Origin of the sequence: Halobacillus litoralis, assembly GCF_009856445.1 — a bacterium.
GTDB lineage: Bacteria > Bacillota > Bacilli > Bacillales > Halobacillaceae > Halobacillus > Halobacillus litoralis.
Genome location: NZ_WMFA01000004.1, coordinates 220090 through 242550 on the forward strand (window position 1 = coordinate 220090; position 22461 = coordinate 242550).

A 22461-nucleotide genomic window follows, 5' to 3' on the forward strand; every position below is an offset into this window, starting at 1 on the left:
GAAGTACGGTGTTTACGAATCATCTAAAGAAATAAAGAAAACAGGAGTGGCGTATGGATAATTACAAATTCAAGGAATTTCTTACAATTGCACAAAAACTAAATGATATAAAAATCATTCCATTGTTGATGGGATCCGTAGGGCTTGAAGTCATAACAAACATGAATTGGGAAGCCCAGGACCTGGATATTCATGTTCCAGGGGATAAAAGGGGATGGGAGGTATCTCCTGAATCGAACATACATAACTGGGATGATATTGTAACGGTGATGAATTCGATGGATTATACTTTGGTTGATCTGCATGAACATGAGTTTGCAAAACAGGGGTTATCGGTTGAGTTTGGAATCATGGATACGCTGCCGAGTTTCGCAGGCATCCACCTGAATGAATTGGAGATGCATCATTGGGGAGAGGCCACATATTATTTACTGAACCGAGATCAATACCTAAGGGTTTATGAATCTTCATCCAAGGATAGTTACCGGGCGGATAACAATAATCGTAAAGACTTTAGAAAAATTGATGTCCTAAAAGGAATGATCTAACGGAACAGGTTACTCTATGGGGGCATGGTTTATTCTAATGGATGTCACCGAAAAGATCATCGACCGCCTGCTTTCCCTATAAAAAACATGTCATGGATTTAAGGGTTTTAAAATTCGATGTTACATTCTTTTCATCCGATTAAATTAAGTTTAAAAATATTTGATAAATGATGAAGGACTAACAATATCCGTTAGAAAATCTTGTATAATAGGTATGAAGTATAAATCGGTATTCAGGAGTAAATGGACGGAGTATTAGAAGGGGACCTTGCTTTTTGTGGTTTTTTCCATCGAGATGTTTCCGGTTAAGTAAAAATCCAGAGGAGGTGCCGATGATTGAATATGATGAACGATAAAGATAAAGAGACCTATGACAACCTTATACATTCCTTTAAAAATGCTGTGTCGATAGAGGAGAGCCGCTATTATTTCGGGGAAATCCAACTTTATTTGGACAACCTTCAATCAGCCGACGAACATTCCATAACGAAACCCCAATTGGAAGAGTATCAACGGTTGAGAAAGGAGTTAATTGAGGCAACGTCGAAAAAGGAAGTAAGGTATTATGAAGACCAGATCCATGAGTGGTTAAATAAAATCCATTATAGTAAGCTGACATAAGTTGTTATTGCAGTCAAAAATTTGCAAAATAGTATTTATTTTCTGATAATAATAGTGTAAACTATAGTCAAGGTGTTCATTATAGTGGGAGACCTGTATTAAAAAAAATAACGGACTTAAACGGAGCGGCGAGCTTGGTTGAGGATTTAGTGCATAGTAGCGTATGTTTCTAAGTTTCTACCAACTGCCGCTCTTTTAGTCTAGGGGGAAAATTTCTTATGAATACACTAATCATTGCGGGGTGTATTGGAGGACTGACAGGTATTGTCGCTCATTTGATGAGAAATGGAAAAGTTCTGATTTTTCCTAAAAAAAGAGCACGTCCCAAGGGAATTTATCTAGGGTTTCTGGCAGATTTCTTTATTGGGGCGGCCGCTTCCATTTTCGCCGTCACCTATCTGACCCCTGAGTCGGATGCGTTAAGATCGCTTATTGGAATCTCTATATTAGCGGGGATGACAGCCGAAAATGTGTTATTAAAAAGGGAATTGAATGTAGAGAAAGCGAAAGTAGAAGGATTGGATCGTATCAATCAGAGATTAAAATAAATGCTCAACTGGTCCAATCCTTATTTTTTCTTTCGAAGAAATCCTCACTCGTATCCTCACTTTTATCTACTCCTCAAACAAAACGCCCCTGGTCAATTCTTAAATGGAATCTCATAAGCTGAATCCAAAGTAAAAGATTGATGCAGCCACAAAGCTGACAGCGAGCGCTCTTTTGACCAGCTTTTTAATCGTCTGCTGATTCAACTTTCCAAGTAATTCATAGATCATGGCAAACGATACGACCACTATGATCATTTCATTTCCGAAATTAAGATAAGGGAAGAATATAATCCATACCGTAGAGCACAAGGGCAAATATAGACCCAGCTTTATGAAAAACTTTCCTACTTCCAACCGCTTCACCATTTTATTGATGACCAGGGATAACGGGAAGAGTACGACCAGCAGGAGAAGAAACAATGCTATGTAAGTGCCATGTATTTCTTCCAGCGGAAATTCGAAATAGTGCTTATCATATGGAATTCCCGGCGATGATGTGAACCTTGGAAGCAGCATCAGAAAGGCAAGGTTCCAAACGATTAAAACGGCTAGGAAATTCCGCAATTGCTACACTCCTTCTTACCTATTGTCCTGATATCCATACTAGATCTTTCGATTTTGACTAACCTCCATTTTTCTTTACCCACACAAATATATCTTGAATGAAAGTCTAAAACAAGCCGGGATTAGTGAAATAAATAGACAAAAGAGCCCGCATTGTTGCGGGCTCTTTTGTCTATTGGAATACGTGTTTTTACTTAAGCTTTCGTTTTATAAGAGGTGATGTGATCCTGCAGCGTGTCGTCTTTGCCGAACAGGAAGTGTTTTTCCATATCCGGGGAATACGTGGAGTTCACAGCTTTGCGGCCGACGGTTTCTGCTACTTCCCGGAGCATGGCAGGGGAAGCTCCACAGCAGAGTCCAAAGTAGTTCACGCCAATGCTTTGCGCTTCTTTGGCCCATTCTGCGAGTTCATAACGGTTCGTGTAGAGCGGATCCAGGGACGTAGGGAACGTGGTTTCCGTTGGGAGTGTACAGGCACATCCACCATCCGGCAGGTTGAAGAAGGTCGGGTTTTCTTCTGTCGTCCGGTAAGGAATGGGAAGGGCACCTACATATCCGTCCACCGTCTGACGGATTTTCTCTACATACGGCTGCATCGTCGCTGGTCCGCGGAAGCAGTTCATCCCGACGACAAGCGCTCCTTTTTCTTCTAATAAGCGGCAGGCTTCTTCCACTTCGTAACCATCTCGGAGAATATTTTCGCCCATCAGACCGAAGGTGATCACAGCAGGGAGGTCCTGCTTTTGAATTTCCTCGAGAGCGATCAGCGCTTCTTCATAATAATAGAAGGTTTCACCGTTCACAAAATCTACGCCTTCTTCCTTACACCAGCCGATCATCTCGGCAAACATGCTCCTCGTTTTTTCAATAGCTTCAGGATCGTCCGGATTGAACAGATTCGTGTTGGAAATGTTCCCCGCAACGAGTGCCTCTTCTTCAGGGTGCTCCTTGGCGACTTCTTTGGCCAGGCGGATCGCCTGACGGTTAAGCGGCTCCAGCAATTCCTCTTTGCCGATGATTCTCATCTTCTCGCGATGACCGTTATAGGTAAAGGCTAAGACGACGTCTGAGCCTGCGAGCATATAGTCGCGGTAGGTTTGTTTAAGGGCCTGTGGGTTATCGAGAGCCACCTCAGGTACAAACGATCCGGCCTGTAAATAGCCTCTTCGCTCGAGCTCAAATAAGTATCCCTCTCCACAAATCACGGGTCCATTTTGTAATCTTTGTTCTAATGATCTTTTCATGTCCTTGCACAACCTTTCCATTTTGTAAGAGTTATTTATTTAGTAAGCGAATGTCCTCTTTAGACACGCTGACTTTCTGTCTGTGAGGGACTCCATCGTTTTGCGCCCGAGAGCTCTTTTTCAAAAAAAATAAAAGGACCTCCCTGGATAAGGGGGTCCTTTATATATAAAGAGTCTCCTTATCTTCAAGGTATAACAACTACCTTCTGGATTTAGCACCGTGCCAATGGCTGGTTGCTGAGGTATCAAAGGGCCAGTCCCTACACCTCTCTGGATAAGTTTGATGGATATGTAGTTTTTGGAAAAACATTTCGCTTGCGATTTACAATACAGGAAATCGGAATAAGAATCAATAGAATTTTCAGAAAAAGTTCAGGTTACTTTTATGAAAGTGCTTGCAGGGTTGGAAGGAGCTCATAATTTTGTTCCTTCTGAGTGTGTACATAGTCCTTATTCATGAATTTAGCATGTGATTGAATGGAGGTGAAAAAGCTCTCTCCAAAAAATTAGAAACTTATGGTAATCTTGGATTTAGTAGACGAAAGGGAGAGGATTCCCAGTCTGTTCCTGGTAACAGTTTCAGTATGCATGAGGCTGTAGCTTACTCGTAAAGGTGATGAGGAGATGAAAAGAGTAAAGGATTTCACGTCATTTCAATGGATCATTGATGAAACAGAACGAATAGATTTTGAAAATGGGATAGGGAGCAGGGGGGAAAACTTTATCCCGAACCGGTTCACTCATTACGCTAAACTCATGCATCCGATTTATGCAGATGAAAATATAAAAGATACCAGCATCTTGTGGAGCCAATGTAACCCGGATGAAGAAGTGAGCTTTAATTTTGGTGAGCGCATCTTTATGAAAGATCTGGCTGAAGCCTATGGACGACCACACACAAAAGAGTTTAGCTTCGCCTCGATTTATCATTGGTTAGGTGGTTACCCCAGATATATTCTCGGACCAGCAGAAGATACCATGGATGAGAAATTGGTTCCAGAAGTCGTTCGCGTACTCCAGCCCTTTACAGGCGTCCCCTGTTATTTTCAATATGATCTAGTTAAGGCGAAGAGGTATGAGGAAAATCATGGATATGGGTATTTGTATCGAGGAGAATTAACGGAGGTTGAGCAGTTCACTGGTTATGGAGAGGTGCACGATTTCCCGAATTATTGGTACCCGGAAAGCAAGAACTGGTGCCTCTTCACAGGAATAGACTTCAATTTCACGTTATTCGGTGGAAACAAAAAGATGCTGGAAGCACTTCAAGCAAATGCTGAAATTGAATGCATGGAAGTAGATAAAAGGACGAGAGTCGATGACAAAGCAGATGTACACCATTTACCTTAGGCTGCGTGAATGATAGTAAAGGAAGGAAAAGGTTTGGATGAAATATATGGCGATCATTCTATGGGCATTCTTATTTTTTTATCTTAGCAATGCTTTTGATGTACCTAAGAATATACTTTATATATTTTTAGGGTTTCCAATACTCTTAGGAGGGGTATTTTTTATTCGTTATTTGTTTGAAAGAGAAAATGATGGAAAACGATAATCGGCTCCACGGGGGAGATGACATTGTTTCAAAAAGGAAACGTAAACGTCCGTAAGTTAAAAGAAGAAGATAAATACTTGTTAGCAAAGTGGCTTTCAGACCCGTCGGTACTTGAGTTTTATGAAGGTAGAGATCAACCTTTTGATTTAGCGAAAGTGAATCAAGTATTTTATAGTTCGGGGGATTTTAAAGATAAATGTCTGGTAGAGTTTGGAGGCAAAGGGATAGGATACATACAATTTTATCAACTGGATGATAAAGCAAAAAATGTGTATGGATTGACCAACGGGAATGTGTATGGAATCGACCAATTTATTGGTGAAATAGAACATTGGAATAAAAGGTTAGGGACATTACTTGTTACATCCATGGTTCAATTCCTCATCGAAAATAAAAAAGCTGATCGGGTCGTCATGGACCCGCAGACAAGCAATACGCGGGCGATCCGGTGCTATGAGAAATGTGGTTTTAAAAAAGTTAAGCTTCTGCCAAATCGTGAGTTTCACGAAGGGGAGTATAAAGATTGTTGGTTTATGGAGTATTGTGAAGAATCCATATAAGTGCTTTTTTCATGCTCTTTAATCTACAAATAATAAGGGGATCACTTATGAAGTGACCCCCTTATTATTTACCTCTGTCATTTAGTAGATTTTATTCCATATTCATTAAAGTGGAGGATCGTTACTCTTTCTTTTTACTAATTTGAAGAGGCTGCTCCTGAAGAGGGAGACCTTTCTCGATACTACCGATGTCACAAAGAGGTACAAAACTAGTTGTCCCAGGTACGAGCAGATCTTCAATTTCAAGGACATAGTTTTCCAAGCTTCTGAATCTACCTGTAAATATTCCTGCACCTTCATCTACGAAAAAGGTGATCCCGATAGTATCCCCACAACAAAATCGACTCGAAATGATATGAGCCAAACCAGTAACACAACAATTACAGGTTGTCGCATCATTATGATCATAAGAGTTACAACTTCTATAATTAGGGTTGTTATTCACAAAAATACACCTCCCCTGTTGCAAGATATATTATTCTATGAGGTCGCATGCTTTCTTGTATAGATTAATAACCTGCTTGTCCTCTATATCTTTGAGAAGATAGACTATAGACCCTCTTGATTACATATAAAAGTTGGGAGCCAGCCATCTATTCTGACATTTTTATACTTAATGCCCCAGTGAACAATAGGGAGTATGGATAATGATGTTAAACTTAGCCGAGTAGGGTTAACCACTAGACTTCAAGGGGTTGGGGTGAACCAAAGTTCAAATCTATTAGAATTGAGAGGTAGGATATATGGACATCAGTATTCGAAACGCCGAGCTGAACGATTATGAATCATTATTGCCTTTATTCAGGCAGGTTCACGAATTCCATGTGCAGGCAAGGCCGGATTTGTACAAAAAGAATTCGACTCCGGTTCAACAAGCGTTTTATGAAAGCCAGGTGAAGGATAACAAGCAACACCTTTTTGTGGCGGTCACAGGCAAGGAGATCATAGGAGTGATCGTGACGCAGGAAGAAGAAATACCTGAAAACTCTTTTGTACGAGCGAGGAAAGTATTATCTATCAATAGTTTAAGCGTGGCTGAAGCGTATAGGAACAAAGGTGTCGGGAGAAAGCTTGCGGCCTACGTTTTTGATTTTGGAAAAAGCCTCAATGTTGAAAGTGTTGAATTGGGAGTATCTGAGAGCAATCCATCAGCCATCGAATTCTACAGGTCCCTGGGGATGACAACCAAGAGCAGAAAAATGGAGATGGTGTTCAATGAAAGGGACACTTAAAAAGAGATCCTCCACGATCTCGCAGAATCGAATCGTCTAGAGGGAGCGTTCATGCTAAGATTTCAGCGGGATGTTGAATCTTACTAATCGTATGTTCTTGCGGTGAACATATCGCTTTTTGATGGAAGGAAAGTGGAGAATCCAAGGATATAAGTACTTGGGTAAGGGTGTTTATTCGTTTATTGAAACATATGTTATACAAATCAATCCAGATGTGATATTTGGGAATGCGAAACAAAGGGATCCTTTTCTTTTATAGAAGTATGGTTTGGCAGCCTTTCATTCATGATGTTCATTACATCAGTCATGAGGTATGTGGAATTCATTTGGTTATAAGTTCTATGAAAAGGTGTGGGTGCTGTGGTCTTAATGTTTGATAAAGATCGATTCGTAGATGAACGTTTGTTGAGTGTAAGTGTAAAGAATAAAGGTCTTAATTATGGATTAGGCTGCCTGGATGGAATCCGGGCTTTTTGGAACGATGAGAAAGAGCAATTGTTTATCTTTCGATTAGAGGATCATATGAAAAGATTGCACGGATCCGGGAAGAGTTTGTTTATAAACATCCCTTATACGGTAGAACAATTGTCCTCCATAACGAAACAGTTGCTGCTTTTAAATCAGGTCACTCAGGACGTTTATATTCGACCCATTTGTTTTAAGGGAGCCAATACGTTGCGGCCGGATTTAAATGATCCTTTCAATCATCTGGCTATCTATACACACTATACAGAATATGAACCGAAGCCATATTTGAAAGTCTGTATTTCTTCATGGACCAGAATAGGCAGTAATATGATTCCTCCTCAAACGAAACCCACCACAGGCTATATGAATTCCGCATTGGCGAGTGAAGAGGCGGCGACCAATGGATTTGATGGAGCGATCCTGTTAACCGCAGAAGGCAATGTCAGTGAGGAAGCGACGGCAAATCTATTCATTGTCCGAGATGGTCAAGTGTACACTCCTCCTGTATCAGATGACATACTTCCAGGGATCACCAGAGATACAACCGCCCAAATTTTTATGAATGAGATGAACATACAAGTACGTGAGCAAAGTTTAACAAGGGTCGAATTATATGAAGCGGATGAAGTGTTTTTAACAGGAACAGCGATGGGGATTAAACCTGTAATCGAGATCGATCGGAGAGTGATTGGGAGCGGGCAGGTGGGCCCAATGACAACTAAAGCTCAAGAAATCTATCAATTAATTGTGCGGGGTAATCTGCCTTCCTATATGAATTATTGTACTCCTGTATATGAAAAAGAAGAGAAGTTTAGCTGATTTATTTAATCCTAAGGTTTTGAACACCTTCAATATCTGCGCTTAATCGTACCATAAACATCATTTCCTAGAGGTGGAGGGGCGGATAGCTTTATTTAAGCCAACAGACCAAAAATGGCTGATGAGCATATAAACAATATATATGCTCTCAAGCAACTTGAAAATTATTACCGGCGTATGAAGGAAGTGCATGAGAGGTCCATATGATTAATGTTTATATTTACACGCTCGACACATTAGCAGAAAAAGTGGCTTTTATTCACTTTTAGAAAAGGATAGTGCAAGGATTAATCAGACATCATAATAAGTGACAATCACCAGGAAGTTAGCATTCAAGTAATGTAAGAAAATAGACACGATCCTTATTTTACTGCGTTAAAAAATACCGAAAGAAATCAATGATAATGTAACAGTGATAAGGAGAATCAACAAGCCCTCAATATTTACCCACAGGGCATTGACGTGGTTACTTAGTGTTTCTCGATTATTCATAGCAATCAAAAGGAATAAAACGATAAACGGTAGAATCAATCCATTGGCATATTGAGCAAAAACAATCAGCTGGATCGGGTCATAACCAAGACTGGCAAAAATAGTACCTACAAGAAGCACTCCAATCCAAACCAGGCGAAATTTCGTTGAACGTAAATCCCTTTCCCATCCTAAAGCGCCTGCAGTAGCGTAAGCAGATGCTAAAGGCGCTGTCATAGCAGAAGATATTCCGGCAGCAAAAATACCGATACCAAATACATATTTAGCCCATGACCCAAGTAGTGGCTTCAATTGGTCCGCCATGACACTTGGATTTTGTATTTCTGTACCCAATGGGAAAGCGGCAGCGGCCGTAATGATGATCGCAACAGAGATAATTCCACAAATGGTGATTGTAGTAACCACATCAAAACGGCTGTCGTTTAACTCTTCTTCTCCTTTGAAACGCTCTTGTACGACAGAAGATTGTAAGAATAAGGTGTAGGGAACGATGGTTGTCCCGATAAGCGATATAACAAATAAAATGTTGCCAGTAGAAACCTTAGGGACCAGCCCCTTCGTTATAATCGCAGATAATTCCGGCTGGATGACAATAGCTGTAATGACAAAGCTCAATGTCATTGTCAGAATCAGTACAATAAAAACGCGTTCAATAATTTGATATTTTCCGATCCATAATAGAATACCGGCCATCAAGCCTATGATGATGGCCACAATTTCAGTGGAAAGTCGTGTCAATGCAGCTAACCCCAAAGCCCCGCCAACAATATTCCCCGCTTCATAAGCCGCACTCCCAATGACAATAGCCGAGATGATCAAACAAATCGTCAACCATTTCAGCACGGGATGGGAAAATTGTTCTCGCAATATCGTACTTAAATCCTTTCTTGTAATGACCCCTAATCTAGTCACCATCTCCTGAAGAAACATCGTAGCCATAACGGAAAAAATCAAGGCCCAAATCAATGCATAGCCAAACTGCGCACCAACATTACTCGCTGTCGTCACCGTTCCTGGACCAACAATGGCTGCAGCTACAATAGCACCCGGCCCAATATTCTTCATCCGCCTCTTGAACTTCCCTTTTTTCGCCATTCATTATCTCCTTTCGTGATACTGGTCTGAATAAGAACCGTACATATGAACTTTCATTGATTCAGTTCCCTAAAAATGGAATTTGAATCCTGTCTCTAACGGGCATTTTCACTTGTGTAAAATTATTCAAATAATAGTTGATTATGGCTATTCGTGTGTATATAATGTATATATAGTATATGTACATTATATTCAATAGACAGGAATGAAAAAGAGGGATGACAATGCAGATCATTATATCCAATAGGTCCAAAGAGCCGATTTATGAACAAATTACAAATCAGATCAAATCTTCTATCTTAGCAGGTGACCTGCATGAAGGAATGGCGTTACCTTCCATCCGTCAATTGGCCAAAGATTTACAGATAAGTGTGATTACAACAAAACGTGCGTATGAAGAACTGGAGAAGGCAGGTTTTACTTACTCCATCGTGGGCAAAGGATCATTCGTCGCTGAGCAAAATTTAGAGGTTATAAAAGAGAGAAAGTTTAAAGCGGTGGAGGATCAGCTGAGTGCCGTCATAGCCAACAGCCGGGAGCTTGGGCTTACACTTGATGATTTACAGCAATTATTAACCACCTTATATGAGGAGTGAAATGATGGAGAATGTGATTGAATTAAGAAATGCAACAAAGAAGTTTAAGGGGTTTTCTGTAGAAAACATCGATTTACAAGTGAAGCAAGGCTTAATTACTGGTTTCATCGGAGAAAATGGAGCTGGAAAGTCCACAACGATAAAAATGATGATGAATCTATTAAAGCCGGATGCTGGGGAAGTTAAGGTTTTCGGATTGGACTTCAGGACACATGAGAAAGAAATAAAGGAGCGTATCGGCTTCGTATACGATGGGAATGTATATTTTGAGGGATTGAATTTAAAAGATATAAGAAGAATCGTTGGCCCTGCTTATAGTCAATGGGACGATGATTTATTTTATAAATATGTGAATCAGTTTGATTTGCCTCTCAACAAAGCCATAAAAACCTTTTCAAAAGGAATGCAGATGAAAGGGTCCCTGGCGATCGCATTATCTCATCATGCTGAGTTGATCATCATGGATGAGCCGACGGCCGGATTGGATCCCAATTTTAGAAGAGAGCTGCTGGAGCTCTTGCAGGAGATTATGGTGGATGGGAAGAGAACGATATTTTTATCGACCCATATGACGACAGATTTAGATCGAATCGCCGATTATATAGCGTTTATCCAACGAGGGAAATTGGTTTTCAATCAATCCATCCAGGACATCTCTGACCAATATGCTTTAGTTAAGGGGCCTTTGGATCTTCTGGATCGGGACACGGAGAAGGATTTTGTCCATGTCCATCGATTTAAAACAGGTTTTCAAGCCTTAACGGATCGTGTGAAAGCAGTGGAAGATACCTTCGGAAATTCTGTTGTCATCGAACGAGCGTCTCTTGAGGAGATTATGTATTTCATGAAAGGGGAGAGGCAGCATGTTTAACTTAATTCGCCGTGATGTCATTTTGCAGAAGAGACAGCTGCTTTTCTTTATTCCATTTATTTTGTTCTTCATTTTTATGAATTCCCACCCAATCATGACATTTCTTGTGGCGAGTATCTTCATTCCTTTTAACGCGTATGCTTATGATGAAAAAGCGGAGACAAACGTTTTATTGAATTCTTTGCCTTATACAAGAAAGGAGATTATCGCCTCACGTTATCTAGGTGCTGTCTTGTATATGATTCTGGCCATCAGCCTATCAAGTCTGGCATTATTTTTATTGGATAAACCATTTACGATGAGAGATATGGCCATTGGAAGCGGGTTGTTCTTAACCTTTTCTGCATTCACATTTCCACTGTTTTACATATTCAAGCAGGGCTATATATTTACAATCGTATTGATTTCTTTTCTTGTGTTAGCAGGGATCGGTCCTTCCATCCTTAACTACGTAGGAAAATATTTGACGCCTTTGTCACAATTTCTCGCAAACTTATCCGGCGAGACTTTATATATCGGAGCATTGCTCAGTGCGTTGATCGTTTATTGTTTATCGTGGGGCTTCTCACAAAAGATTTATCAAAGAAAAGCTTTCTAAAAGTAAGAATAATTGTAGGGAGGCATTCTCTATAGCTCATCGTCGACATTTAATCTAACGTACTTGAGTACTTGAGCCAGAGTTAGAATATTATAAATATTGTACTTTTTTAAACTTTTGAAATTTCTCCCAGTTAAAGCACCTTCCGATAAATTTACAGAAAATCTGGGTTGGACCTTTATTTGAATTATAATGTTTACATTTTTCCGATTGGCAGGTAGAGCCGTATCTTTCAAGGAGGGTGAATGATGAAAAGAACCTTAATTGGTGGATTCGTCATGTTAGGTGGATTATTCATAACAATGACGATGATTATAGCAGGAGCGATCTATGCCCCTCATATGACTTCATGGTCTGGTAAATCGAAGTTATGGTATGCCGTTTTCGGGGGCAGACAATATGGGGATGAGAACGTAGATTCATTATTTTTAGGGTTTCCGTTCATACTTGGTGTAACCCTTACCATTGGTGGTCTCGTCATCTTATGTTTTGAGTATTATGAAACGATTGAGAAGAACAAGGAATGAATCCTATCTATAAATCGTTGTTTTCTTCAGAATATTTTGAGATGATGGTTACCGAAAAAAGATTACCCATCGACGGAGGTGAACGATATGGAGAACTTTTATACCCCGGTGGGGAAGACGAGAGCAACTCATGCAAAGCCTGTGAATAGATGGCGATTCTTTGCATGGGGATCAATGGGTTAATATCGTCATAAGATCGCTAATTCATTTGGCTTTGCCCCTTATTATTTATTGAACATAAAAATAAGGAGCTGGCGATAAATGAAATATGTGAATGCCAAAGAAGCTTTACCGGCCGAGTTGTTAAAAGAAGTCCAAAAATATATCCAAGGGGAGACCCTTTATGTGCCTAAATCTGCGAGTAACCGTGGAAAGTGGGGATCGCGCACAGGCATTAGAGAAGAATTGACGGTAAGAAACAGGAAGATCAAAGAAGAATATTCGGATGGACTGTCATTGGAAGAAATTTCATGGAATTACCATCTGTCCGTAGAAACCATTAAAAAAATTGTCTATTCGCGAAAAGAGATTACCTGAGAAGGTAATCTTTTTTTTGATGGTTTTTATTCTAAATTAAACTCGTCCTATTATTGGTCTCCTGCTTACCGTTATGATAAGACCAGGATCGATAAAGGAGGAAGGGTTATGGGTAACGACAGTATAAAAATGTTAGAGGACGAACGGGTTTATTTAAGGCCATTGGAACAGGAAGATCTCGGCTTATTTTATACAAAAGCCCTCTGGGATAAAGAAGGGAGAAGGCTTACGGGTACACAAGCGGTATTCAGTCGACAGAGCGTCCAAAACTGGTTCGATCGGATCGCATTGGATGATTCAAGGATTGATCTCGTCATCTGTTTACAGGAGACGGACCAAATAATTGGAGATATCGCTATGCTGGACATCGACTATCAAAACAGAAAATCTGTCGTGAGGATTTCAATTTTTGATAAAAATTATTGGGGGCAAGGGTATGGTACCGCCTCCCTGTCATTATTGATACGGTATGGATTTGAGATGTTGAATATGAACAGGATCGGACTGGATGTGTTTTCATTCAATGAAAGAGCATGGAAATGTTATCAAAAGTTAGGTTTTCGAGAAGAAGGCAGGTTGAGAGAAGACTTATTTTACGATGGGAAGTATCATGACTCCATAGTAATGAGTATCCTGAAACGGGAATTTCACGAATCTCCATGATCTACAGCCTAATAAGAAATTGACTTAGAATATACATGAAAAGTAAGATGCCGATGCCTGCCAAACTGTAGCCTAAACGTTTCCGTTCAGATAAGTGCTCTCCTTTAATCGCTTTCCAATCAGGGTAAAAAAAGCTGATGACCCGGACAGCTATGATTCCGATAGCGATTAAAACTACAGCCAGTACTTCCATAGGAAAGCCTCCTTTTTACCATACTCGTTTCCTTACAGGGGCGAAGTAAAACCAAAAGGAGAAGACAGGTCGATCATATAATCATCAGATTCAATAGAAAGAGGAGATGGAAAAAGTGGATGCCAAGATTCGTGAAATCGCAGAAAGAGAAGGTTTTTCAGGTTCCGTGGTTGTTAAACAGGGAGAAGGAGTCGTCTATTCAGAAGGGTTTGGTTACAGAAATATTGCCGAAAAGCTTCCGAATCAAAAGAATACAAAATTCGGTATAGCTTCCGGCAGCAAATTGTTCACAGCTGTAGCTATTGCTCAGCTCGTGGAACAGAATCAGTTCGCTTACGATACACCCGTCCATCAGTTATTGGAGCAAAGCCCCCATTGTATCGATGAACGAGTGACCATTCACCACTTATTGACACATACGTCAGGAATCCCTGATTATTTTGATGAAGCAGTCATGGACGACTTTTCAGAACTGTGGGAAGAGAAGCCGATGTATAAGATGGAAAAACTTGAGGATTTCCTGCCGCTGTTTGCAGATAAGGAGAAGATGTTCGAACCAGGAGAGAGATTTTATTACAATAATGCAGGTTTCATCGTTTTAGGGTTGGTGGTGGAAGCGGTAGCGAACCAGTCTTATATCACATATGTAACGGAAAAGATCTTCAAAGCTGCCGGCATGCTGGATTCTGGTCATTACCGTTTGGATCAGCTGCCTGGCAATACTGCCCTTGGATACATACAAAAAGATGGGGTTATCAAAACCAATGTGTATGACGTTCCAGTCGTCGGAGGATCCGACGGAGGAGCATTTGTTACAGGTCCGGACATGACTGTTTTTTGGGAAGCCTTGCTGGGTGGGAAACTTATGGGTGCCGTCCATGTCGAGCGGCTTTTAACGAAACACATAAAAGTCAAAAGTAGCACTTCATATGGGTATGGCCTTTGGCTCGATGATGCAAAGGAGCAGACCGTTTACCATGTGATGGGTTATGATCCTGGGGTTCAATTCCATTCTTGTTTTTATCCAGAACAGCAAGCGATTGTCACAGTTCTTTCCAATAAAGGGGGAGGGGCATTTAAAATCGTCCAAGCGGTGGAAGAACTTTTTCAGAAATAAACAAAGGGAGGGGAAACCTCCCTTTATTCTGTGTTGAAGTTCTGGGTGCCGAAGTCTGTAATTTCTGTGGTTATTTCAACTTTGAAATCCATGTCAGGAAAGATTTCGTTCCATTCTTTCCAATACTTCGGTTCGTGGATATTTACCCATTTGGATAGATTGAGAAAATCGATTTGGTATTCCTGCTGGGCGAGTTTCAGCACATGCTCCACTTTTCTCTGGATGACTGTGTTCGCAGCTTCTTCAATTCCTTTTTTCCAACCCTTATTGTAAACATTTCTGCCTGTTCCCCAGTCTTCTGCCAGAACAGTCGACGTGCTGATCTGAATCGTCATCTCCGGTTTATCTCCGTTCACTTTGGTCTTGAACTTCGTTTTCGACCCCTTGATTTCAAGGACAATCGGTCCGTCATCAACGTTTTCTTCGTCTAAATAGAGGAAGCCGCCTTGCACCGTGTTCTGGATATAGCGGACTCCTTCCATATCTTCACTATCAATCCAACCGATATACTTAGAACTCTCCGCTTCGATGATTCCTGCTCCGGATGCCTTGATTTTTCCACTATTCAATTCAATGCCCGGGATTAAAAAGCTTTTCTTTTCGGAAATCATCTGTGACATGTCTCCAATTGTGAAGTTTTTCGGGTTTTTATTATTTTTATTCGAGTTTTCACTGAGAGATTTGATTTGAATGGACGGAAAAAACTCCTTCGCTGGATTGGTACTCAGAATATCAGGCACTGGGTCCCGGGTCAGATAGACAGGCGTTGTTCTTCTGAACTCATGGTCACGGATGAACAGGTCGATCACTTTGTCGGCGCGTTCTTTTTCAAATAAGGCCGTAGAGGACAGGATCGATTTCAAGTGTGTGTAATTGGGAGGTCGATTGCTTTCCAATGAGTTGTTACGGATAATCTCAAAAAAAGTTTTCCCGGACTGGGAAATGTTTTGATACGGGACCGTTTGCTGAGAAATGGTTTGCTGTGTCGGAATCTTACCCGGAACGACATATTGGTTGATCATCGTCAGTTCATCCTTTTCTTCGTTGACATCCAGGCCCATACCCGTGATGATTCCGACATCCTCAATCTCTCGAATATCCCAGCATCCGGTCAACACAAAGAGCATCAGCAAACAAGGGAAAATGATTTTACGCAGCATACGTATTCCCCCTGATCAAAGAGACAATCAACAGAAGTCCAGGTAAGACGACGATCGCAGCAACCGAAATCAATTGGATCTGTGGCGAGTAGTGGAAGACTTCCGTAAGACCTTCAGGAATTAAGGTCAAAGTGAAAATCAATGCACCAGCAACTGGCAGAAACCACCGGGAGGGTGTAAACATATTTTTCAATCCTAATGTCAACGCGTACATATAAGCGGTGAAGGAAGTGAAAGCCGTCGTCAACCATCCGAATATGAAAATCAACTCAAAACGTTCGAAAAAGAAACCTTGAAATTCGATGCTTTTGGCCATTTCAATCGTTGGGAACGTGATTTCTTTCAGCTCTTCCACACCAAGCACTCCAATCGATATGATATGGAAGACCACATAAATGAGCGCGGTCAACCCGATACTCGTCCACATCGTCATCAGCAGATGTTTGGCTTTCTTCTTCTTGATCAGTTTGGCGAAGATCAATAGAAGTTCCATGCCTAAAAAAGAAAAGAACGTGATCTTCACGCCACTGATGGTGCTCCATATATTGTTTTGCAGGACGGGCCGTACATGGTTGATGTCGAAGTTTTTGATACTTAATAAACAAAGAACAAGGAACATCACCATCATAATCGGAAAATAGAGCTGGAAAAATCGGACGATATCTCCCGCTCCGTTATAGATCAAATACATGCTGACGAGAATAAAGGTTCCAATGACCACAGACAGAGGGGTTGTATCCAACAGGTAGTTCTTTATGATTCCCCCGGTCACTCTTAAGATATAGGCCGCAACGATGAGCGTGTAGACAGTGAAGAAAAAGTTGAAAGTGAAGCCCATGAACTTCCCGAGGATTCTTGTGCTCATTTCATAAAATGTAAGACCAGGATAGCGGACAGCCAGAGCTACATATAAACAGGAAACAACAGACACCGCGACAGCGCCAAAAATAATACTCATCCACAAGTCCTGAGAATTTACAGTATTGGCAAGGTCCCGAGGCATGAGGATGATGCCGATGCCGATCATGGAAGATATGAATACGACGACCATCTGAAGCATGGTCAGTTGTTTCAAATCACTCAATGCGTCCGCCTCCTTTTTTTAACTTGAATCGGATTAAGGAATCTTTCCAACGTTTCACATAGAAAGGTGTGAATGGTTCCATATAGGGCACGGAGAAGCTTTGCAGATGTATAAGGTGAATGCTGACGATGAACACGGCTAAAATCAATCCATATATTCCTAGGAACGCGGCAGCAAACAACATGACGAAACTGATGGTTCTAAGCGCAAGACTTAATGCGTAATCAGCGATGGTGAACGAACAGATGGCTGCGAAGGATACGACAATAACCATCAAAGGGCTCACTATTCCTGCGGTTACAGCTGCTTCTCCTAATACAATCGCACCGACAATACTGACGGCAGGTCCGATTGGTTTTGGTAGTCGGATGCCGGCTTCTCTCAATGTTTCGATGGTGAGTTGCATGATCAACGCTTCCATGAACGACGGGATCGGCACACCTTCACGCGTCTTAGCAATCGAGATGGCAAGGTCCGTAGGGATTAAACCATGATGGTAGGAGATCAAGGATATATAAATTGAAGGAAGCATGACAGAAAAAAAAGCCGCCATAAATCGCATCAACCTGATGAGAGAAGCTGGAATCCATTTAAAATTGTAATCATCAGCCTGTTGAAATAGACTGTTTAAGGTTGTTGGAGCTAGCAGCACGGAAGGAGAACCTTCTACAAAAATCGCTACTCTTCCTTCTACAAGGGCGCTAGCTACTTTCGTCGGTCTTTCGGTTTCCTGAATTTCCGGAAACAGTGAATAGTTGTTCTTTTCAAGTAACTGTTCCATCACTCCACCATCAGGGATGTAATCCTCCTCGATGGCATGAATCCTTGCTCGGACGTCCTTCAACAGTTCTTCATTGACTGTACGATCCACATAGGCCATGGATACATTGGTGAAGGACCGGGTACCGACGGTGAATTCTTCAAATTTCAAGTCTGTCGAGCGCAGATGTACACGCAAAAGAGCCACGTTTTGCTCAAGTGATTCGATAAATCCGTCTCGGGATCCACGCAGAGTCATTTCAGCAACGGGTTCCTGGATGGAACGGTACGCAAATTGTGCCGTGTCGATCGCATAAATGGTTTGTTGTTCGATCAGCAGGGTGAAACCATCAAGCAGATATTGATCGACATCGTTTTTTTTCTCTAGCAGCAGTAAAGGTTCTGCGGAAAAAGCATGGGGGAGGGGGCTTTCTTTGTGATTCCACTCTTGAAGTGGTAGGAGGATCGCATCCTGGATTTGTTTAACATCCGTGATGGCAGGTATGTAAATGACGTGGACGGGGTGTTCCTCCAACTCTAGTTTCTTGATGGTCACGTGATGGTTTTTCTGCTTTTCACGAAGGATTTGTTCGATGTTCAATGATTGATCCATATACTCACCTCGAATCCCTGTCGTTTCTCTTTAGTATGTACAGTTGTTTTTTATTTAAACGAGCGCAATATTTTTCATTTAGTGTATATTTACACTAAATGGTGTGTTAAGCTAATCTATACAAAAAGGAAGGGAGCATCGGTATGAAGCGAAGAAAAATGGTGGCTTGGATTTTTACGATATTGTTTGGATTGCTTGGATGGTTTGTTTATGGTCTTGCGCGAATTCTTTCTTCGGGAAATGAATACATGTATGTCGGTTTCCTGTGCATGGCTTTCTTTATTGCAGGCAACTATTTCATCCTGAACATACATAAGAGGGTCAAGCAGAAGTGGACGTGGGCCATAATGGTTTTGATATTCATTGTTCCTTCTCTTCTTTATGGGAGTTATGACTGGTACATAAGAAGCATTGAAATTGCCAACGCTGAGGGCGATCTGTCTACTTATCAACCGTACAAGCAAGGATCGGAACTTGCTCTTCTGGATGAGCCTGCTGCTCTTCAACTGGAGGAAAATCTTCCTGAATTAGATGGAGCGACTGCCTTATACCCTGTTTATGCTGCGTTCGCAGAAGCCGTTTATCCGGAAAGGACCTATTCTTATGAGGATCGTAGTGAGAGTCCGGTCACTGTATCAAAAACGAATGGAGCATTTCAACGGTTATCAAAGTTTCAAGTGGACATCATTTTTACAGCCGGACCATCCGACGAGCAGCAGGAGGCCTTGAAGCAAATGGAGAAAACAGCGATAGGGAAAGAAGCCTTCGTGTTTTTTGTACATAACGACAACCCCGTCGACTCCTTAACATTGAAACAATTGAGAGGAATCTATGCTGGTGAAATTACCAACTGGGAAGATGTTGGGGGAAGAAATCAAAAAATCATCGCATTTCAACGGCCGGAAGGAAGCGGCAGTCAAACTGGATTGGAGAACATGATGGGGAAGAATCCGATCATGGACCCACCTAAGGACCAGCGAGTCAACGGGATGGGCGGGGTGATTGAAAAAGCGTCTGATTACCGGAACCACCGGAACAGTATTGGCTACAGCTATCGATTTTTCGCGACAAAGATGGTCGAAGGACATCACATCAAGCTGTTGAACATCAATGGCATCGATCCGAGTGTCCCTCATATCAAAAGGGGTGACTATCCTTTGACCGGAAACTTTTATGCGATTACGAATGGAACAAAAAATCCTCACGTTGAACCTTTCATCGAGTGGATCTTGTCGAGTCAGGGTCAGCAGCTGATTGAAGATACGGGTTATGTCCCTGTGAAAGAAACCGATCTCCCTTAAGAGCTGGACTACTTGATTCAGCCCTTTTATGATGTGGGTGTTATTTCATTACATGGATTTTCACACAACATCACAAAATAGAGGAGAAGGGAGGTCTTTGCACATGGGTAAAAAAGCGAAAAACAAGAGTAAAAAAGACCTGAATGCACTACGCCGTGAAAAAGGGGAAAAGAACGGTACGGGCAAACAGGATCCTTATCGTTAAGGCCTATAAAAAAACGCCTGCTTCCAAATGGGAAGCAGGCGTTCCTTGTTATACCGTTTGTGGTCGTTGTTCGATCGTATCGTTCAGCTTACTGAACTTATTCTTGATGACAGATGTATCCGCAAAAAGATCATGGATCCCTTGGTGTCGCTTCGTGAAGGCGACGACTAAATAGGGGATGCCGAGAATCGCCATGCTGATGTAACGGCCGATGCATTCGCGGAAAATGATCTGACCATTCGATAACGATTCTCCTTTTAAAGAAACGACAGATAATCCCAGTATCATTTTTCCTAACGTCGCACGGAAAAACTTCGTCATCAGTATGAAATAAGCAAAAAAGATGATCGATGTCGTAATATTCGCTGCGCTGAACATAGGTACCCATAGCTCGGCGTCTTCGAGGTTCAAGAGCCGCAGCAAAGGCCGGGTCACAATGCTATTGACGCTCCAAATGACAATCAAGTCGATGATGTAGGCAAGGAATCTGGAACCGAATCCTGCGTACAGCAGTTTTTGGAGGTCGTTTTTCTGATGATGGACCAACGACGATAGCTGTCCATCATTCTCGTTATGATTGGTGTAATCCATACCGTTCCCTCCTTAATCTGTGTACATATACATCATGCGTGGTCCCTGGCGCTTGCTCATCAAGTCTTCGATGTAGCGGATTTCACTATTCGGCATCAAGCTTTCAGCAAGCGGCAGGTTGAAGAAAGATCCCATGGTGTTTTTGTACTGGAACACCTGCGGGTCGCCGCCAATTTCTTTTTTCAATGCCTTTAACGTGTCTTCACGGAATCCGATGTCGTCCACCAGTCCGTTCTCAACGGCCTGTTTCCCTGAGTAGATGCGTCCATCGGCCAATTCTTTCACTCGGCTTTCCGGCATATCCCGACCTTCCACTATGACATCCACGAACTGCTGATAGGATTCATCGACGAGCGTTTGGAGAATCTCTCTGTCCGCTTCGGTCATTTCCTTTGTCGGGCTCATGATATCCTTGAATTCACCGCTCTTGATGGTATTGAATTTCACACCATATTCATTGGCGAGTTCCTGATAGTTGATGCTTTCCATGATGACTCCTAGAGAACCTGTGAACGTATCATTACTCGCAAAAATACGGTCAGCTGGAGCTGAAACATAATACCCGCCGGAAGCGGCCATGTTCCCCATGGACACGTAAATCTTCTTATCTGCTTCTTTTATTTCAAGCAGTTTGTCATGGATTTCAGCACTTTCATACACGCCGCCACCTGGTGAATTGACATACAGGTGAATCCCTTTAATAGAGTTGTCTTCTTTGATCGCTTCTAACTTTTTCATGAAGCGATCATGCTGATATCCACCGCCACCGAATGGATTCGGGTTCGTACTCGGGTTGTCGATGATGGCGCCTTCCAGGTTCAACTCCACAATCCGTTTGCTTCCGGATCCTCGTTCGACGATTTTCTCTTCTAAATTCTCACTGCTCGAGAAAAGTCCCATCGCCTCATTCTCTGCTTCTTCCCCGGTGAAGACGGTTCCGATCAGCTGGACGACAAGAGCGAGAATCAGGATCGTAGCCGCAATGATGCTTGCTGTTATTCTTTTGCTCATATGTAAACTCCTTTCTGTCTGATGTTCAGAATTCAACCATACCATAAGGATATGTCCAAAGGATACAAAATGAACCTTTCCGTGTTTCTGAACACCTTTTCTACGATTGAGGATTTGTAAGGTTTCATATTTGATTGATTTTTTACGCTTATTTTTTTAAAAAAGAAAACGTTCCTTGCCCATAATAGTTGATGGAGAAAGTCTAAGCATAGATGTTTGAAGGAACGGGTAGAGAAGGGGAGGAGGGATGGAACATCGAGTCAAAATAAATTAAGAGTGATCATCATTACGATCATTGTTGTCTTTTTAATCGGACTTGTTGGATTATCCATACGAATGGCTCTTCAGCCGCAGACCATCAATGGAGAAGGGACGGAAGTGGTTTCCGTCCTTCAATCCGGGTTCACGTGAACGAGTTGGAACCTCTCGCAAACGAGATCCATATCTTCGCTGTATTCATATCCGAGCTCTTCCGCTTCCTTTTTGAAGAACTTCTTATGAACCTCTAACCAGTGTTCATAGGAGAGGTCTCCTTCTCCTTCCGCTCTTGCAAATGCTTCGGTCACTTCATTAAAGGGAACCACTTCCACTTCTGTCGTTCTGATGATGGCGGCAGGTTCATCTTCCCCATTAAGGATGATGTTATATTCTCCGACTTCAGGTAGTGCTTCTTTTTCAACCTCATACGCTTGACGTGCCGAGCATGTGGCAGTCTTGACACCATCCATCACCAGTCTTGCCATACGGTCAGGGGCAGTTCCGAATGACCAAGCCTTGACGTGTTCAGGTTTTTCCTGTCCTTTCCAATATCGCTCCCAGTACTCTTTTGCCTGTTCGTTCATGTGTGAACACTCCTTTTCCAAATAGGGATAGACTTATCGTTTACTTT

The 22461-nt window shown here is 41.8% G+C and carries 27 protein-coding genes and 1 riboswitch; of the genes, 16 read left to right on the forward strand and 11 right to left on the reverse strand.

What is annotated here, in order from left to right:
• The first annotated feature begins 53 nt into the window (after positions 1 to 53).
• The 3 genes from GLW00_RS13110 to GLW00_RS13120 all read left to right on the forward strand — a co-directional run bounded on the left by GLW00_RS13110 (position 54) and on the right by GLW00_RS13120 (position 1717).
• On the forward strand, positions 54 to 548 hold the full coding sequence (locus GLW00_RS13110) for a phosphoribosylanthranilate isomerase (RefSeq protein WP_160914754.1): 495 nt from the start codon (positions 54 to 56) through the stop codon (positions 546 to 548).
• A 336-nt stretch (positions 549 to 884) separates the two neighbouring features.
• Positions 885 to 1169, forward strand: a complete 285-nt coding sequence (locus GLW00_RS13115; protein WP_160914756.1) for a hypothetical protein — start codon at positions 885 to 887, stop codon at positions 1167 to 1169.
• 218 nt (positions 1170 to 1387) lie between these two features.
• Positions 1388 to 1717 (forward strand): DUF4257 domain-containing protein, encoded by a 330-nt coding sequence (locus GLW00_RS13120; RefSeq protein WP_160914758.1) that lies wholly within the window; start codon positions 1388 to 1390, stop codon positions 1715 to 1717.
• Positions 1718 to 1828: 111 nt separating this feature from the next.
• Here the strand turns inward: GLW00_RS13120 and GLW00_RS13125 are convergent, their stop codons facing one another.
• Positions 1829 to 2281, reverse strand: coding sequence for a hypothetical protein (locus GLW00_RS13125; RefSeq protein WP_160914760.1), 453 nt, complete (start codon positions 2279 to 2281; stop codon positions 1829 to 1831).
• 194 nt (positions 2282 to 2475) lie between these two features.
• Complete coding sequence (locus tag GLW00_RS13130; RefSeq protein WP_160914762.1) at positions 2476 to 3525, reverse strand: homocysteine S-methyltransferase family protein; 1050 nt, start codon at positions 3523 to 3525, stop codon at positions 2476 to 2478.
• A 176-nt stretch (positions 3526 to 3701) separates the two neighbouring features.
• Positions 3702 to 3806, reverse strand: a riboswitch (SAM riboswitch).
• Between the two features lie 343 nt (positions 3807 to 4149).
• Between GLW00_RS13130 and GLW00_RS13135 the strand changes: the two genes are divergently transcribed.
• Together GLW00_RS13135 and GLW00_RS13140 are read left to right on the forward strand one after the other, a co-directional pair.
• Positions 4150 to 4875 carry a hypothetical protein gene (locus tag GLW00_RS13135; protein WP_160914764.1) on the forward strand — a complete coding sequence of 242 codons (726 nt, stop codon included), beginning with the start codon at positions 4150 to 4152 and terminating at the stop codon, positions 4873 to 4875.
• A gap of 222 nt (positions 4876 to 5097) precedes the next feature.
• Entirely contained in the window at positions 5098 to 5640 is a 543-nt protein-coding gene (locus tag GLW00_RS13140) for a GNAT family N-acetyltransferase (protein WP_160914766.1), read from the forward strand.
• A gap of 121 nt (positions 5641 to 5761) precedes the next feature.
• On the opposite strand, the gene GLW00_RS13145 is transcribed toward GLW00_RS13140, so the two are convergent.
• Positions 5762 to 6085, reverse strand: a complete 324-nt coding sequence (locus GLW00_RS13145; RefSeq protein WP_160914768.1) for a hypothetical protein — start codon at positions 6083 to 6085, stop codon at positions 5762 to 5764.
• Between the two features lie 298 nt (positions 6086 to 6383).
• Between GLW00_RS13145 and GLW00_RS13150 the strand changes: the two genes are divergently transcribed.
• A complete protein-coding gene (locus GLW00_RS13150; RefSeq protein ID WP_160914770.1) occupies positions 6384 to 6872 on the forward strand; it encodes a GNAT family N-acetyltransferase in 489 nt (162 codons plus the stop codon).
• 369 nt (positions 6873 to 7241) lie between these two features.
• On the forward strand, positions 7242 to 8159 hold the full coding sequence (locus tag GLW00_RS13155; RefSeq protein WP_202412500.1) for a branched-chain amino acid transaminase: 918 nt from the start codon (positions 7242 to 7244) through the stop codon (positions 8157 to 8159).
• A 375-nt stretch (positions 8160 to 8534) separates the two neighbouring features.
• On the opposite strand, the gene GLW00_RS13160 is transcribed toward GLW00_RS13155, so the two are convergent.
• Complete coding sequence (locus GLW00_RS13160; RefSeq protein ID WP_160914774.1) at positions 8535 to 9746, reverse strand: Nramp family divalent metal transporter; 1212 nt, start codon at positions 9744 to 9746, stop codon at positions 8535 to 8537.
• 224 nt (positions 9747 to 9970) lie between these two features.
• On the opposite strand from GLW00_RS13160, the gene GLW00_RS13165 reads away from it, so the two are divergent.
• The 6 genes from GLW00_RS13165 to GLW00_RS13190 all read left to right on the forward strand — a co-directional run bounded on the left by GLW00_RS13165 (position 9971) and on the right by GLW00_RS13190 (position 13538).
• Positions 9971 to 10342: a GntR family transcriptional regulator gene (locus tag GLW00_RS13165; RefSeq protein ID WP_160914776.1), complete on the forward strand. Its 372-nt coding sequence runs from the start codon at positions 9971 to 9973 to the stop codon at positions 10340 to 10342.
• Between the two features lie 4 nt (positions 10343 to 10346).
• Positions 10347 to 11213, forward strand: a complete 867-nt coding sequence (locus GLW00_RS13170; protein WP_160914778.1) for an ABC transporter ATP-binding protein — start codon at positions 10347 to 10349, stop codon at positions 11211 to 11213.
• Positions 11206 to 11811 carry an ABC-2 transporter permease gene (locus GLW00_RS13175; RefSeq protein ID WP_160914780.1) on the forward strand — a complete coding sequence of 202 codons (606 nt, stop codon included), beginning with the start codon at positions 11206 to 11208 and terminating at the stop codon, positions 11809 to 11811. The genes GLW00_RS13170 and GLW00_RS13175 overlap by 8 nt, the downstream gene beginning before the upstream one ends.
• Before the next feature lie 248 nt (positions 11812 to 12059).
• Positions 12060 to 12338: a hypothetical protein gene (locus GLW00_RS13180; protein WP_160914782.1), complete on the forward strand. Its 279-nt coding sequence runs from the start codon at positions 12060 to 12062 to the stop codon at positions 12336 to 12338.
• 261 nt (positions 12339 to 12599) lie between these two features.
• The gene (locus tag GLW00_RS13185; protein ID WP_160914784.1) at positions 12600 to 12875 is read left to right on the forward strand and encodes a CD3324 family protein; all 276 of its coding nucleotides are present in this window, start codon (positions 12600 to 12602) and stop codon (positions 12873 to 12875) included.
• A 108-nt stretch (positions 12876 to 12983) separates the two neighbouring features.
• On the forward strand, positions 12984 to 13538 hold the full coding sequence (locus GLW00_RS13190; protein ID WP_160914785.1) for a GNAT family N-acetyltransferase: 555 nt from the start codon (positions 12984 to 12986) through the stop codon (positions 13536 to 13538).
• Between the two features lies 1 nt (position 13539).
• On the opposite strand, the gene GLW00_RS13195 is transcribed toward GLW00_RS13190, so the two are convergent.
• Entirely contained in the window at positions 13540 to 13731 is a 192-nt protein-coding gene (locus tag GLW00_RS13195) for a hypothetical protein (RefSeq protein ID WP_160914787.1), read from the reverse strand.
• 106 nt (positions 13732 to 13837) lie between these two features.
• Between GLW00_RS13195 and GLW00_RS13200 the strand changes: the two genes are divergently transcribed.
• Complete coding sequence (locus GLW00_RS13200) at positions 13838 to 14848, forward strand: serine hydrolase domain-containing protein (protein WP_160914789.1); 1011 nt, start codon at positions 13838 to 13840, stop codon at positions 14846 to 14848.
• Positions 14849 to 14871: 23 nt separating this feature from the next.
• On the opposite strand, the gene GLW00_RS13205 is transcribed toward GLW00_RS13200, so the two are convergent.
• The 3 genes from GLW00_RS13205 to GLW00_RS13215 are packed head-to-tail and all read right to left on the reverse strand — an operon-like array spanning position 14872 to position 18464.
• Positions 14872 to 16008, reverse strand: a complete 1137-nt coding sequence (locus GLW00_RS13205; protein ID WP_160914791.1) for a Ger(x)C family spore germination protein — start codon at positions 16006 to 16008, stop codon at positions 14872 to 14874.
• Positions 15998 to 17092 (reverse strand): GerAB/ArcD/ProY family transporter, encoded by a 1095-nt coding sequence (locus GLW00_RS13210; RefSeq protein WP_160914793.1) that lies wholly within the window; start codon positions 17090 to 17092, stop codon positions 15998 to 16000. Before GLW00_RS13210 ends, GLW00_RS13205 begins: the two co-directional genes overlap by 11 nt.
• Positions 17085 to 18464, reverse strand: a complete 1380-nt coding sequence (locus tag GLW00_RS13215; protein WP_160914795.1) for a spore germination protein — start codon at positions 18462 to 18464, stop codon at positions 17085 to 17087. The genes GLW00_RS13210 and GLW00_RS13215 overlap by 8 nt, the downstream gene beginning before the upstream one ends.
• A 143-nt stretch (positions 18465 to 18607) precedes the next feature.
• Here GLW00_RS13215 and GLW00_RS13220 point away from each other — a divergent pair, with 143 nt between their 5' ends.
• Complete coding sequence (locus GLW00_RS13220) at positions 18608 to 19765, forward strand: PstS family phosphate ABC transporter substrate-binding protein (RefSeq protein ID WP_160914797.1); 1158 nt, start codon at positions 18608 to 18610, stop codon at positions 19763 to 19765.
• A gap of 253 nt (positions 19766 to 20018) precedes the next feature.
• Here GLW00_RS13220 and GLW00_RS13225 read toward each other — a convergent pair whose 3' ends face one another.
• Positions 20019 to 20561 carry an RDD family protein gene (locus GLW00_RS13225; RefSeq protein WP_160914799.1) on the reverse strand — a complete coding sequence of 181 codons (543 nt, stop codon included), beginning with the start codon at positions 20559 to 20561 and terminating at the stop codon, positions 20019 to 20021.
• Positions 20562 to 20573: 12 nt separating this feature from the next.
• Positions 20574 to 21572, reverse strand: a complete 999-nt coding sequence (gene sppA, locus GLW00_RS13230) for a signal peptide peptidase SppA (RefSeq protein WP_160914801.1) — start codon at positions 21570 to 21572, stop codon at positions 20574 to 20576.
• A 216-nt stretch (positions 21573 to 21788) separates the two neighbouring features.
• Between sppA and GLW00_RS13235 the strand changes: the two genes are divergently transcribed.
• Complete coding sequence (locus GLW00_RS13235; protein ID WP_160914803.1) at positions 21789 to 21983, forward strand: hypothetical protein; 195 nt, start codon at positions 21789 to 21791, stop codon at positions 21981 to 21983.
• Here the strand turns inward: GLW00_RS13235 and GLW00_RS13240 are convergent.
• Positions 21965 to 22414, reverse strand: a complete 450-nt coding sequence (locus GLW00_RS13240) for an ASCH domain-containing protein (RefSeq protein ID WP_160914804.1) — start codon at positions 22412 to 22414, stop codon at positions 21965 to 21967. The two genes, GLW00_RS13235 and GLW00_RS13240, sit on opposite strands and share 19 nt — an antisense overlap.
• Positions 22415 to 22461 lie beyond the last annotated feature (47 nt).